The 12955-nt window shown below is 64.7% G+C and carries 14 protein-coding genes and 1 pseudogene; 7 read left to right on the top strand and 8 right to left on the bottom strand.

Annotation, left to right across the window (positions count from 1 at the left end; genetic code table 11):
• Positions 1-51: 51 nt before the first annotated feature.
• From GXP34_07205 to GXP34_07175, 7 genes are all read right to left on the bottom strand, one after another.
• Positions 52-837 (bottom strand): ABC transporter permease, encoded by a 786-nt coding sequence (locus GXP34_07205; protein ID NOY55760.1) that lies wholly within the window; start codon positions 835-837, stop codon positions 52-54.
• Positions 834-1601, bottom strand: a complete 768-nt coding sequence (locus GXP34_07200; protein NOY55759.1) for an ABC transporter permease — start codon at positions 1599-1601, stop codon at positions 834-836. The genes GXP34_07205 and GXP34_07200 overlap by 4 nt, the downstream gene beginning before the upstream one ends.
• Complete coding sequence (locus GXP34_07195; GenBank protein NOY55758.1) at positions 1598-2542, bottom strand: ABC transporter ATP-binding protein; 945 nt, start codon at positions 2540-2542, stop codon at positions 1598-1600. The genes GXP34_07200 and GXP34_07195 overlap by 4 nt, the downstream gene beginning before the upstream one ends.
• A 255-nt stretch (positions 2543-2797) precedes the next feature.
• Positions 2798-3208: a hypothetical protein gene (locus tag GXP34_07190; GenBank protein ID NOY55757.1), complete on the bottom strand. Its 411-nt coding sequence runs from the start codon at positions 3206-3208 to the stop codon at positions 2798-2800.
• Between the two features lie 106 nt (positions 3209-3314).
• Positions 3315-3734 carry a type II toxin-antitoxin system VapC family toxin gene (locus tag GXP34_07185; protein ID NOY55756.1) on the bottom strand — a complete coding sequence of 140 codons (420 nt, stop codon included), beginning with the start codon at positions 3732-3734 and terminating at the stop codon, positions 3315-3317.
• Positions 3731-4000 carry a type II toxin-antitoxin system prevent-host-death family antitoxin gene (locus GXP34_07180; GenBank protein NOY55755.1) on the bottom strand — a complete coding sequence of 90 codons (270 nt, stop codon included), beginning with the start codon at positions 3998-4000 and terminating at the stop codon, positions 3731-3733. The genes GXP34_07185 and GXP34_07180 overlap by 4 nt, the downstream gene beginning before the upstream one ends.
• A gap of 269 nt (positions 4001-4269) precedes the next feature.
• Positions 4270-4785 (bottom strand): GNAT family N-acetyltransferase, encoded by a 516-nt coding sequence (locus tag GXP34_07175; protein ID NOY55754.1) that lies wholly within the window; start codon positions 4783-4785, stop codon positions 4270-4272.
• A 158-nt stretch (positions 4786-4943) separates the two neighbouring features.
• Between GXP34_07175 and GXP34_07170 the strand changes: the two genes are divergently transcribed.
• Both GXP34_07170 and GXP34_07165 read left to right on the top strand, forming a co-directional pair.
• Positions 4944-5618 carry a methyltransferase domain-containing protein gene (locus GXP34_07170; protein ID NOY55753.1) on the top strand — a complete coding sequence of 225 codons (675 nt, stop codon included), beginning with the start codon at positions 4944-4946 and terminating at the stop codon, positions 5616-5618.
• A 95-nt stretch (positions 5619-5713) separates the two neighbouring features.
• Positions 5714-6013 (top strand): annotated as a pseudogene (locus GXP34_07165) (DUF222 domain-containing protein).
• Positions 6014-6169: 156 nt separating this feature from the next.
• Here GXP34_07165 and GXP34_07160 read toward each other — a convergent pair.
• On the bottom strand, positions 6170-6538 hold the full coding sequence (locus GXP34_07160) for a hypothetical protein (GenBank protein NOY55752.1): 369 nt from the start codon (positions 6536-6538) through the stop codon (positions 6170-6172).
• 125 nt (positions 6539-6663) lie between these two features.
• Here GXP34_07160 and GXP34_07155 point away from each other — a divergent pair, with 125 nt between their 5' ends.
• The 5 genes from GXP34_07155 to GXP34_07135 all read left to right on the top strand — a co-directional run bounded on the left by GXP34_07155 (position 6664) and on the right by GXP34_07135 (position 12953).
• Positions 6664-6969 (top strand): HNH endonuclease, encoded by a 306-nt coding sequence (locus GXP34_07155; protein NOY55751.1) that lies wholly within the window; start codon positions 6664-6666, stop codon positions 6967-6969.
• A gap of 242 nt (positions 6970-7211) precedes the next feature.
• On the top strand, positions 7212-8090 hold the full coding sequence (locus GXP34_07150) for an ABC transporter ATP-binding protein (protein NOY55750.1): 879 nt from the start codon (positions 7212-7214) through the stop codon (positions 8088-8090).
• Between the two features lie 3 nt (positions 8091-8093).
• Complete coding sequence (locus GXP34_07145; protein ID NOY55749.1) at positions 8094-8813, top strand: ABC transporter permease; 720 nt, start codon at positions 8094-8096, stop codon at positions 8811-8813.
• A gap of 255 nt (positions 8814-9068) precedes the next feature.
• Positions 9069-11576, top strand: coding sequence for a penicillin acylase family protein (locus GXP34_07140; protein NOY55748.1), 2508 nt, complete (start codon positions 9069-9071; stop codon positions 11574-11576).
• 213 nt (positions 11577-11789) lie between these two features.
• Positions 11790-12953: an acyl-CoA dehydrogenase gene (locus GXP34_07135; protein NOY55747.1), complete on the top strand. Its 1164-nt coding sequence runs from the start codon at positions 11790-11792 to the stop codon at positions 12951-12953.
• Positions 12954-12955 lie beyond the last annotated feature (2 nt).

Genomic DNA, 12955 nt, shown 5'->3' with positions numbered 1-12955 from the left:
TTCGCACTCCTGCCGGCGACCGGAACGCCCGACAATCCTCACACAGGCTCGCTACTCCTCGAGATCGATCGTGCCGTCGCGCCGGCCACCCTCGGCGAAGAGGCGGAACCCGACGAGGGCGATGAGGAACCAGCCGACACCGACCAGAAGCTCCAGGCCGAGTTGGCCGAACGCGCCTCTCGAGGGTCCGGTGGCGAGGAGCTCCCGCAACCCCAGGAGCCCGTGGTGCAAGGGCAGCAGGTCGGCGGTTCGTTGCACCCAGGTCGGGAAGACGCTCGTCGCCACGTTCACCCCGCCGATGGTGATCAGCGTGTAGAAGACCAGGTTGAACAGGATGTTGCCGATCCGCAGGCGCCGGATGGCGATCGCGGCGAGGAACAGGCCGAGCCCGTATGCCCCGAGGCTGATGGCCAGCAATCCGACGGGAAGCCACCACCAGTTGCCGGAGAACCCGACGAACGGTGCGAGGATCACGAAGATGAGGCTCGCCTCCACGAGGCCCTGCACGATGTAGAAGGCCGACCGTCCACCGAACACCGGCAGCATCGACCGGGGCGCCACAACGAGCAGCGGCAGCGTCCCGAGACCCCGTTCCCACGCCGTGTCGGGTCCCGTGCCGAGCGGCGCCTGTGCAGCCCTGGCGGCCACGTTGCCGACGAACGCGAACAGGACGAGGTCGCGTCCACCGACGAGCAGTCCCATCGCGGTGAAGAACAGCACTTGTGCGGTGGCACGGACGATCCAGCCGAACAGCCACGACTTCCACGTGTACTGGGCGCGCACGTCCAGGTAGCCGACGAGGGCGGCGTTGCGGGCGATGCGCAGAGCGGCGGTCATGGGGCCGCGATCTCCCCTGTCGCTCTCACTCGGTAGAGCACCACCCGAACGAGCCACTGGGCGACACCGAAGCCGACAGCCCCCAGGACCACGATCGCCGCGAGACGCCATGGCAGGGCAGTGACCACCGGTTGGGTGACGCTGTCACGAATCAGGTCGGAGCCCCACGAAAGGAATACCAGGCGTCCGAACGGCCGAGCCCAGACCGGCAGCAGCGCCAGGGGCACGAACACGCCGCCGAGCAGCAGAAACGGGTACGACGCCGACGATTGGAAGGTGGTCGCGGCGCGGCTCAGGATCGTCATGCTGGAGAAGATCATGCCGGTGCCGGTGATCGCCGCCGCGGTGAGCAGCAGCGCGACGACCAGCACGACCGGGTGGGCGATGCGGATGTCGATCCCGTAGGTCGCCCAGGCGGTGGCGAGCGTGAGTGGAACGACGAGGAGCGACAGCATCACGACGGCAGCCACACGGGCGGTCACCACCAGCCCGTAGCCGACGGGCGCGGCGGCATGCAGCTCGAGACGGCCCATCCACCGATCGTCACGCACCACACTTCCCCCCGTCCACAGCGCCGTGCTCCACATCGCCATCAGGATCGGTGCGAGGAGCGCATTGATGAGCAGATCGGGACGGTCGAACGCCTCGATCACCGAGAAGAAGATGATCACCTGCGGGATCGTGGAGATCTGCACCATCCAGTAGTTGGGAGTGCGTAACGCGAGACGTAGCTGCATCTTGAACGCGGCCGCTGCGGCGTTCACAACTCCATGCCCCGGTCGCCGATGAGCTTCATATACACGTCCTCGAGGGACGGCGATCCCGTGCGTACCGATGACACGCCGGCGTCGACAAGGCGGCGCAGGACACGCCGACCGACCCCGTCGGCGTCCGGCTGAAACCGAACCCAGCCGTCGGGGCGCCGCTCGACATCGGCGACGAGCACCTCGATCTCGGCAACGACCTCGTCGAGAACGTGCTGGGCTTCGACCCATTCATAGCGAGACATCCACAGCCCCAGCGTCGTCGGGGATTCGGTGGCGACGATCCGACCGCGGTCGATGAGCGATACCCGGTCGCACAGCGCCTCGGCCTCGGCCATGTTGTGAGTCGTCAGAAACACGGTCTTGCCGGCATCGCGCAGCTCGACGACGAGGCGTCGGAATTCGAGCGACGCCATCGGGTCCAGCCCGATGGTCGGCTCGTCGAGGAACAACACCGGCGGATCCGACACCAGTCCCCGGGCGAGATGGAGGCGCTGTTTCATCCCTCGAGAGAAGGTCTCCACCCGTTCGCCGGCCCGGTCTGCGAGACCCACACGATCGAGCAGCCGATCCACGACGGCGGGCGTCTCCGATGCCGACACTCCATACAGTGCAGCCCAGTAGATGAGGTTCTGACGTGCCGTCAGCCGGGTGTACAGCCCTCGGTCGCCACCGAACACGAGGCCGATCAGCGGCCGCACCTTGGCTGTCTCGGCGACGACGTCGAAGCCGAGCACCGACGCCGTTCCTTCCGTCGGGAGCAGCACCGTGGCGAGGATCTTCACGAGCGTCGTCTTGCCGGCGCCGTTCGGACCGAGCAGCCCATGGATCGTGCCCTCCTCCACGGCGAGGTCGATGCCGTCGAGTGCCACGACCGGCTCGGAGGCGCGACCATGCACCTTGAAGACCCTTCGGAGCCCCTGGACTTCTACCGCCGGCATGTACGCGACCCTACAGGATCTTGGATGGTCGGCGCTTTGGATTTCGAGATGGAACACCCCCGTCCCGCCCACCTCACCGACGTGGTCGGTGTCAACCCTGCCTTCACGTGTTCGACCGGCTCGACGGTTCTGTCGAAATGAACCCGGATGGAGGGCGAACCGGGGTGCACCTGGCGCCGTCGACCTCTGACCGCAGTCATGCGCGAACTGCAGGCACGTCCGGCGCGTGACAGGGAATCGCGCCCGTGATCGCGCTCAGCAATCGGGCTGGACGGTGACGATCCATCCGTTCGATTCATACATCAACGTCCGGGCCAGGCTTCGGTCTCCATCGGAGAACGTGGCGACGGCTACGTATGGAGAGATCTCATGATCTCGAAGGGACACGACAACAACGTTCCAGTCGAGGCAGCCACGTTCAACGGCGAAGGCCTCGGTGATGGAGGTTCCCAGCATCGGTTTGCTGATGCTTCGGTACGTATCGAGATCGCCCTCGGCGAGGGCGCGTTGGTACTCGGCGACAATGGGAATCGCGGCTTCTTGCTGCGGTTCACCACCGACGCCCTGGCGATCTCTGATGGCGACGAAGCCGACGATCAGGCCGACAGTCAGCACCGGGCCGACGATCGACAGAACGACATACCCGACCCTGGAAATGTCTCTCACTGGAAACGAGTCTACGAGTTTCACATCCCGGGCAACCGTCACGTCCGAGGGTCTCTCCATCGGTGCCGACCCCGGCGAGTCTTCACGCAGGCTCGACGTCGATCGGTCACAGACGGGCGACGTTGATCCAGAGTCGTTCTCCTGCATCGCAGAGCCGTGTGTCGCCGGCGACGAGCACCGTGTCCCGACTGTTGATGAGCTCGGCCCCGGCCAGGTGGACGGCGTCGTAGCCACGAAGGCTCTGATGCTCGGCCAGCTCGCCTGCCCGCCGAGCCAGTCTGGCGGTGATCTCGACGACATCGAGCTGATCGAGTAGACGGTCGAGCTGGACTACGGCTGATTGCAGCCGACGAGACGTGATCCGACCCAGACGATGGGCGCGGGCCAGTGCCGCCCTTGCCTCCGGATACACGAGCCGAACAGACACGACACGATCGGCCACATCCCACACTCGGGCGGCCACCTCCGACGCCGGTTCGTCAACGATGAGCGGAAGCAACGCCGACGTATCGAAGTAGGCGATCATCGTCGCTGCTCGGCCACCAGATCGCTCACCTGCCCCGCGCCCTCGATCCGCCTGTGCGGCCGGGAGCGCACACGCTCTCTGGCGGGCATCACGACTCCCTCGGCGACCAGCCGGTCGATGGGTCGTTCCTCGATCAGCGGGACCACACGCGCCACAGCCCGGCCACGATCGGTGACCACGACCTCCTCACCGGACCGCACCAGGGCAAGATACCGGCTCAGGTGATTCCGAAGCTCTCTGATACCGACTTCCACCGAGATCTCCATGACGCCACATCCCTATCATAGATTATGGCTACGTTCAAGAGTCGTCGAGGACCGGGAATCCGTCGAGTGACACGAGCGTGTGAATCGGGGGTCGGGTGGGCACTCACGTATTCCGTACTGGCGGGCCGCCAGGACATCGTTCCTTGTTTGTAGGGGGTCTATGGCCGCCAGGAGATCGTTCTCATGCGTGGTGGTAGAGGCTGTGGGGTTGGGGTGGGGAATGCTCTCCCTGTATTGCTCCGCGGGCACCCGAATGTCCGGACCTCGCGTCACCCGTGCTGCACGGGCTTCCACGGTGTGAAGCCGAGGGATTCGTACAATGCGAGGGCCGGGGTGTTGTCATCCATCACCCGCAACGCCACGGAAGACTCGCCCGCCTCGCGCACGATCCTCAGGCACCATCCGATACCGAACCGGGCGAGTCCGCGCCGGCGGTGGGCACGATCGGTGAACACCTCGATGATGAACGGACAGTCCGGCGTGTCGTGCCACGGAGCTCGGCGAACCGTCATCACGGCGGCAACGACCTGGCTGCCACGGCCGATGACCGGGGACGCCTCGGCCCAAAACGGGCCGTAGTCGCCGTCCAGCGACATGACGACATCCGCGACCGACTCCTCCAACGTGTCACATGCCTCACCAGGATCGTATGCGGCGAAATACAGGGAGCCGACGGCGTCCGCATCCGACACCGCCATCGGCCTGGCCTCGTATCCGCGCGCCAGAACGGCCGCCGAAGCTCCCAACTGCTCGGTGGTACCGATCAGCGTGATCAGATCACCCACTGCGCGCTCCCCATTCCTCGCCGCCTCGCTTGATACGACCCATCGACGATGGGTCCTCATCGGCGGTACAGGCTACCGGCCCGCCATGAGATCCACCCCCGGATTCCTGCGACGGAACCCACCCCCGATGGAGTAGGTTCGATGCAGGGAGTAGATCGATGGCGCCGTGGGCGAAGACCGAACGGGAGTTGCTGTCTCCGGTGGTCGAAACGATTCTCGCCGACCTGGAACCGCTGGAGGGAAAACGGATTCTCGTGCTGTGCTCGGCGTCCGGCGAGGTGGCGTTCCGAATCGCCGATCGGGTCGGCGGCGGTGAGGTGCTCGGGCTCGAACTCTCCGAAGAGCTGCTGAGCGCGGCCCGGAGCGCCAAGACCGAAGGTGTCCCGGTCAGGTTCGACAAGGCGCTGCCCGACCGGATTCCGTCTCCCGATGCAGCCTTCGATGGTGTGGTGAGTGAGTTCATCGTGTACCCGACCTCGGAGGTGACCGACATCGGTCAGTCCGAGATGGCCAGAGTGCTCCGTCCCGGCGGTGTGATGACCATCACCGATGTGATCGCTCCGGAGGATCCGCCCGCCGACATCCGCGCGGCGTTCACCGAAGCTCACCTCGACTACCTGTGCGTCGCCACGCCGGATGACTTCGCGGGATGGATGGAAGAGGCCGGCATGGTCGACGTCGAAGTCCGCGAACTGACCGACCTGGTGCGACCGGTGTGGGAGCGCCGCCTCGCCACCGGGGCTGCTGCAGCGACACACCTCCTGGGTTCCGGCCCCTGGAGCCTCGGGCGCGGGATCCGCTACATCCGGGTCCGGGGCACGAAGCCGACCTGACCGAACGGCGACAGTCGCCCGGGTAGAGACTCTCTTCTTTCGTCATCTATCGTTGCCAGTCGTTTTCTGTCACACCCGGATGATATGTTGCCGGTATGGACAGTCGAACCACAGACGACCTGGAACAGACCCTGTTGGCGACCGAAACAGTCATCGCTCGGAGTCGAGCGGTGCAGATCGCCGTGTTGGCCGAGCTGGATCGCCGCCAGGTATCCACCGCAGATGGGTGCCGTTCCATGGTCGAATGGACCGCAAGCCGCCTGGATGTGGCGCCGGAGACCGCATCGGCACTCATGCGGACCTCCCGTGCGGCCCTGGACACGCCCGAGGTGGCCGAAGCGCTCGGCGCAGGGGGAATCACCTTCGACCGTGCCGTCGAGTTGTGCAGATACGCCGCGACCGGTGTCGACAACACCGTAGAGACCGGATGGCGATTCGACATCGGCGGTCTGCGCCGCGAGATCTTCAGAAGGCATCGCCTCTCGCGTGATCGGGAACGCCAGAGTGTCTGCGACCGGTACCTCGCCATGCAGCCCAACCTGGACCAGACCTCATGGCGCCTGTGGGGGCTCCTGCCCGGCGTCGACGGCCAGATCGTCGAACAAGCCCTCATCCGACGTGCCGACGCATTCCCCGCCCTGCCTGATGGAACGAGGCCGGCCTTGGGGCAGCGACAGGCGGACGCCCTCACCTCGATTGCCCAGGATTCCCTCACGGCAACGGCCGGTGAAGGAACCTGCACGCCCCTGATCACCGTCTTCGTCGATGCCGGCCGGGCAACCCAGACCCAGAACAAGACCGGCGTCATCCTCGATTCGGGCGTACGGATCGGACCCGATGCTCTCGACGGACTCCTGTGTGACAGCCAGATCGAAACGATCCTCACCAGAGACGGAACCCCGTTGGCCGTCGGAAGACACACCCGAACGGTCAACCCCGCGTTACGGAGAGCGATCCTGCAGAGAGACGCCTGCGTGTGCACGGTAGACGCCTGCACGAGCCGCTACCGCCTTCGGTGCCTTGGCAGGCAACGTTCGTGGTGTCGATGCCGAGTCAGGAACGCCGATGGCAAGGCCGCACAACGAAGGCGCACCGGCAGGTGCGTCGAGGCGGAGAACGCAGCGAGCGGCGTTCCTGGCCGGCAGAACGCCGCAAAGGTTGCCTGTCGAGGCACTCAGCCCACCACATCACCCCGTACTCCCAAGGTGGGCCGACCGATCCGGAGAACCTCACGACGCTGTGTTGGTATCACCACCATGTCGTCATCCACGGGATGGGCTATCGGATCGACCCCGACACGCCACCCCAACGACGCCGATTCCTCAAACCCGGCGGCAACGACCCGCCCTGACAACCGTCCACGCCACGACACACCACCAAGACGACACGACGGAGCCGCCGAGTGGTACCGGCGCCCCGGTCGGCGGCAAGGCGCGCCCTCCCCGAACCTTCCAGTGCCATCTGTTCGGGCAGCACGTCCGGAAAGCCGGATGGACCTGGCGGGTCGTCGGCGAGGCTGCCGCCGTGAACGAACCCTCCTCCCGAATCCCGCCCCTGCAATGCCGGTTACCATGCTCGTCCGTGACTCCAGCGATCGTCATCGAGAACCTCACCAAGCGGTACGGCCGGCACACCGCGGTCGACCACCTCACCCTGTCCGTCGAAGAAGGTGAATCGTACGCTCTGCTGGGACCGAACGGGGCCGGCAAAACGACCACCGTCGAGATCCTCGAAGGCCTACGCGACCCGAGTGGAGGAGGTGTCTCCGTGCTCGGCATCGATCCGTCGAAGCGCCCCCGGGAACTCCACAAGCGCATCGGTGTCATGCTGCAGGAAGGTGGCATCTCTCCGGCCACCCGGCCGATCGAGGCGCTTCGCCTGTTCGCCGCATTCCACGATCACCCACGCGATCTGGACGAGCTCGTCGAGCTGACCGGACTGACCGGTCGCCTCAAGACCCCGTACCGCCAACTTTCTGGTGGCGAGAAACAGCGCCTGTCCCTCGCGTTGGCCCTCGTGGGAAACCCCCAGGTGCTCTTCCTGGACGAGCCCACGTCCGGCATGGATCCCATGGCACGCAGAAACACGTGGGCGATCATCGAAACACTCCACGACGAAGGTGTGACAACCCTGCTGACCACGCACTACATGGACGAAGCCGAACGGCTGTCGGATCGGATCGGGATCATCGCCAACGGACGCCTGATCACCGAGGGATCTCCTTCGGAGCTCATCCAAAAGAGTGGTGGCGTGACGCTGCTCGCCGAGCCTGGCCTCGACACCAGGCGCTTCCCGATCCCCACGACGGAACTGGCTCCCGGACGGTACGTCGTCGATGTCGACCCGGTCACCCCCGAAGCCCTGGCGACGCTTACGACCTGGCTGGCCGAGCGAGGCATCTTGCTACGCGAACTCCGCGTCGGAGCCACCGGCCTCGAAGACGTGTTCCTCGAACTCACGGCGGAGGACTGACCGATGCTGCGTGCGATCAGAGCACAGACCAGGTTTGAGCTCACCAACGCCGCCCGGCGTGGCGAGGCGATCCTCCTGCTCGTTCTCGTCCCGCTGACGATCCTGCTCTTCTTCGGCTTCACGGGCTTGTTCGGGCTCAGCGTGGAGATGCTCATCCCCGGGCTGCTCGCACTGGCGATCCTCTCGGCATCGCTCACGAGCCTGGCCATCACGACGGGCTTCGAACGCAAATATCACGTTCTGAAACGACTCGGCGCGACCCCCATGCCACGCACCGCGCTGATCATCGCCAAGACGACCTCGGTGTTCATCATCGAGATCATCCAGGTGGCGATCCTCCTCGGGGTGGCGATGACCGTGTTCCACTGGAGCGCCGACCCGAACATCGGCCTGTTCATCGTGACGATGCTGCTGGGATCGGCGGCGATGTCGGGGATCGGTCTGTTCATCGCGGGGACCTTCCGGGCCGAAGCGACGCTCGCCGTCGCCAACGGCCTCTATCTCACGCTGCTGGTGCTCGGTGACATCATCTTCCCGATCTGGGTGCTTCCGCCGGCCATGATCGTGATCGCCAAGATCCTGCCGGCGGCGCCACTCACCGCACTGTTCCGTGCCGCACTCCACCAGGCAAGCTTCTTCCCCACCGACCTCGCCGCGATGATCTTCTGGGCCATCCTCGGCCCGGCGCTGGCAGGCTGGTTCTTCACATGGGAAGAGAAGTGAACCGTCGGCCCGGAACGATATCGATCACCATCGCCCTTCCACCGGCTGAGAGAACCGGCCGGGCAAGGGAACAGGAACGGCCGGCTGTTCCGGGACCGCAACAGCCGAACGGCTTTGAGAGTGCCCACCGGCTCACGAGCGTCAAGGCGCTTCACGCCTCGCGATCACCGGCGATCGGACCACATACCCCTTGACAGACCGTCCTTCCCCCTTGCCTGCCAGGAACGTTGCCTACCGAGCCACTAGCCTCGACTCATGCGCAGATTCTTCAAGATCCTCCTCATCCTCGTCCTCGTTCTCGTAGTCCTGGTCGCCGCCGGCGGGTTCCTCACCGTGCGCGCCTCGTTCCCCACCACGGATGGGGAACTGACTGTTCGTGGTCTCCAGAATCCTGTCGACATCTATCGCGACGGAGACGGCGTGCCCCATATCTATGCGACGAGCAGTCACGACCTGTTCTTCGCGCAGGGATACGTCCAGGCGCAGGATCGTTTCTGGCAGATGGACTTCCAGCGTCACGTCGGTCGCGGACGTCTTGCAGAGATCTTCGGCGAATCCCAGGTCGAAACCGACCAGTTCCTCCGTACGCTTGGATGGGAACGGATCGCCGAGCAGGAATGGGCGGCTGCCTCACCGGACAGCGCACTCGCCCTTGCTTCGTTCGCCGATGGCGTCAACGCGTACCTCTCCGATCATCAGGGAGCATCCCTGAGCCTGGAGTACGCGATCCTGAAGCTGAACAATCGTTCCTACGTCCCCGCGCCATGGAGTCCGATCGACAGCCTTGTCTGGGCCAAGGTGATGGCGTGGGACCTGCGCTCCAACATGGATCTGGAGATCTTTCGTGCAAAAGCGTCCAAGCTGATCGGGGATCGTGTCGATGACCTGTACCCGCCGTATCCGCAAGACCGGCCCGTCATCGTCCCCGACTACGCGAGTTCGGCGACGAGCGCAGCCGCTCCGGTCCTGCCGGAGGAGACAGACGACCTCCTCGCCCGCACTGCAGATACGATCGAGCTCATCAATCAGCTCACGGGACCGGTCGGTTCGGACATCGGCTCGAACAACTGGGTGATCTCCGGATCCCTGACCTCCACCGGCGAGCCGATCCTGGCAAACGATCCACATCTCGGCATCCAGATGCCCGCCATCTGGTATGAGACAGGTCTGCATTGCACGAACGTATCGGATGCCTGCCCCTATGAGGTCGCCGGCTTCTCCCTCCTCGGCGCTCCAGGAATCGTCATCGGCCACAACGCCAACATCGCCTGGGGTGTGACCAATCTCGCCGCGGACGTGCAGGACCTGTATGTGGAGAAGATCAACCCGGACAACCAGAATCAGTACGAGGTCAACGGTGAATGGGTTGATGCGGAGACCCGCACCGAGACCATCGCTGTCGCCGGCGGCGAGCCCGTGCAGATGAACGTCCGGGTGACTCGCCACGGTCCGATCATCTCCGATGTCTATGGACGCCTCAAAGACTTCGACGAGAAGACCGACACGCCACTCCCCGAGCCATATGCGATCGCTCTTCGCTGGACGGCACTCGAACCATCTCGAACACTCGAATCGATCGTGGCAATCGATCGTGCCGCCAACTGGGACGAGTTCCAAGATGCTCTCCGCATGTGGGACGTCCCCTCCCAGAACTTCGTCTACGCGGACGTCGACGGCCACATCGGATATCACGCTCCCGGAAAGATCCCGATTCGAGCCGCCGGCGACGGGCGCATGCCCGTCCCCGGATGGACGGACACGTACGAGTGGACGGGATTCATCCCCTTCGACCGGCTCCCTTCGAGCTTCGACCCGCCCGAAGGCTTCATCGTCACCGCGAACAACGCCGTGACCCGCCCCGGAGTCGGCCCTTTCCTGGCCCGCGAGTGGGCGTACGGAACGCGGGCGCAGCGAATCGTCGACATGATCCAGGAAGCAGGAACGTCCATCAGCCCCGATGACGTGCGCGCCATGCAGTTCGACGCCGCCAGTATCCACGCCGACGTGCTCCTGCCCCGCCTGGTCGGACTTGCTTCCGGCGTCCCGGACGTTCGAAAAGCCCAGGCAATCCTGGAGTCCTGGGCGGGTGACGATGGCGAGTACCGCTTCGATGTCGACAGCCAGGGGGCCGCGCTCTTCGGAGCCGTATGGAAGAACCTGCTGATCCTGGTCTACAACGACGACCTGCCGGAAGGCCTACGCCCGTCGGGAAGGGACTCTTCGCTCGAGGCGATCCGACGGATCCTCGACGACCCGACGAACATCTGGTGGGATGACCAGACCACTTCGGCGGTGGAGACACGCGACGACATCCTGGAAGCGGCACTGCTGGCCTCGTGGAACGAGTTGAACGACACGCTCGGAGACCCCGCCTCGTGGCACTGGGGCGACCTGCACACGGCGACGTTCGTGAACCAGACATTCGGTAAGTCCGGAATCGCACCAATCGAGATGCTGTTCAACCGAGGACCGTTCAAGGTACCCGGCGGTACCGACATGGTGAATGCGACGAGCTGGCTCGTCGAGAAAGGGTATGAAGTCGTCGCGCTCCCCTCGATGCGCATGGTGATCGACTTCTCCGACCTCGATGCATCGACCGCGATCTACACGACCGGCCAGTCGGGGCACGCGTATCACCCCCACTACGACGACATGATCCAGCGGTGGGCCACAGGTGAGACGGCTCCGCTCTACTGGGACCGCGACAGCATCGTGGCGGCATCGGAGGAGCACCTGAAGCTGCTGCCGGAGGCGACCGACTGACGGTTGGACACGAGTCCCGAACCCTGGCACCCGGCATCTGGACACGGCTCTCGGAAGCCTCGGCCAAAGAAGCCGGAGCGTGCCGGTCGACCGGGCTGGAGCAGGCTCTATGATGCATTCCGAGAGAAAGGCGTTCTCCATGAAGAAGCTGCTGTTCTTCCTCGTTCTGATCGGCATTGGCGTCTGGCTCGCCAAACAGGCCGGAATCCTGACATGCCCCGAGGAGACATCGTGAACGACCCCTATCAGCTGTCCGAGATCCACGACGACTTCCGAGCGATGGTCCGGCAATTCTCCGAGGACAAGATCGCTCCTCGTGCCGAGGAGATCGACGCGACGGACGAGTATCCGGCCGATCTCCACGAGGAGATGGTCAAGGCCGACCTCCTCTCCGTGATGTTCCCCGAAGACACCGGCGGCGCCGGAGCAGACTCGATCACGCAGGCGATCCTCGTGGAAGAGATGTCCAGAGTCAGCGCATCCGCCGTGATGATCCCGCTGCTGAACAAGCTGGGCATGATCCCGGTCCTGCTCAGAGGCACGTCCGACCAGAAGCTCGCATGGATACCCAAGATCATCGCGGGCGAAGAGCAGGCCGCGTACGGGCTCACCGAACCCGGGGCGGGATCGGACGTCGCAGCGATGCGGACCAAGGCCGTCCGCGATGGCGACGAGTGGGTGCTCAACGGCGGCAAGCGCTTCATTTCGAACGCCGGCATCGCCACCGTCTACACCATTTTCGCCAAGACCAACCCCGATGCCGGCCACCGTGGCATATCGTGTTTCATCGTCCCCGCCGCCACACCCGGATTCCAGGTCACGAGGTATGAGCACAAGATGGGGTTGCACGGCTCCCCGACCGGGGAGCTGACCCTCGACGACGTGCGCATCTCTGCGGACAACCTGGTTGGCGAAGAAGGTGAGGGCTTCAAGATCGCCATGATGACGCTGGACCGTTCACGTCCCGGCATCGCCGCCCAGGCGCTCGGCATCGCCCAAGGAGCATTCGAGCTTGCCCGCGACTACGCGAAGGAGCGCAAGCAGTTCGGCCGTCGCATCATCGACAACCAGGCGATCGGCTTCATGCTCGCCGACATGGATATGAAGACGAGAGCGGCACGGCATCTCGTGTACGAGGCACATGCGATGATCGACCGCAAGGATGCGCAACTCACCTACGTGGCCGCGGCCGCGAAGGCGTTCGCATCGGACACTGCGATGTACGTCACGACCGACGCGGTACAGATACTTGGTGGCTACGGGTATGTGAGGGACTATCCGGCAGAGCGCATGATGCGCGACGCCAAGATCACCCAGATCTACGAGGGGACCAACCAGATCCAGCGGGTCGTGATGGCCAAGCTCCTCGGTCGTTGACG

This window comes from Actinomycetota bacterium (assembly GCA_013152275.1).
Lineage (GTDB): Bacteria > Actinomycetota > Acidimicrobiia > Spongiisociales > UBA4744 > BMS3Bbin01.
Note: the sequence above shows the minus strand (reverse complement) of the source record. Positions and strands in the feature narration are given on the sequence as shown.

Bases quoted from the DNA above. Each gene is read 5' to 3' on its own strand.
- GXP34_07205 (NOY55760.1), bottom strand. From the start codon at position 837: ATGACCGCCGCTCTGCGCATCGCCCGCAACGCCGCCCTCGTCGGCTAC.
- GXP34_07195 (NOY55758.1), bottom strand. From the start codon at position 2,542: ATGCCGGCGGTAGAAGTCCAGGGGCTCCGAAGGGTCTTCAAGGTGCAT.
- GXP34_07185 (NOY55756.1), bottom strand. From the start codon at position 3,734: ATGATCGCCTACTTCGATACGTCGGCGTTGCTTCCGCTCATCGTTGAC.
- GXP34_07180 (NOY55755.1), bottom strand. From the start codon at position 4,000: ATGGAGATCTCGGTGGAAGTCGGTATCAGAGAGCTTCGGAATCACCTG.
- GXP34_07170 (NOY55753.1), top strand. From the start codon at position 4,944: ATGGCGCCGTGGGCGAAGACCGAACGGGAGTTGCTGTCTCCGGTGGTC.
- GXP34_07155 (NOY55751.1), top strand. From the start codon at position 6,664: ATGCCGAGTCAGGAACGCCGATGGCAAGGCCGCACAACGAAGGCGCAC.
- GXP34_07145 (NOY55749.1), top strand. From the start codon at position 8,094: ATGCTGCGTGCGATCAGAGCACAGACCAGGTTTGAGCTCACCAACGCC.
- GXP34_07140 (NOY55748.1), top strand. From the start codon at position 9,069: ATGCGCAGATTCTTCAAGATCCTCCTCATCCTCGTCCTCGTTCTCGTA.
- GXP34_07135 (NOY55747.1), top strand. From the start codon at position 11,790: ATGCCCCGAGGAGACATCGTGAACGACCCCTATCAGCTGTCCGAGATC.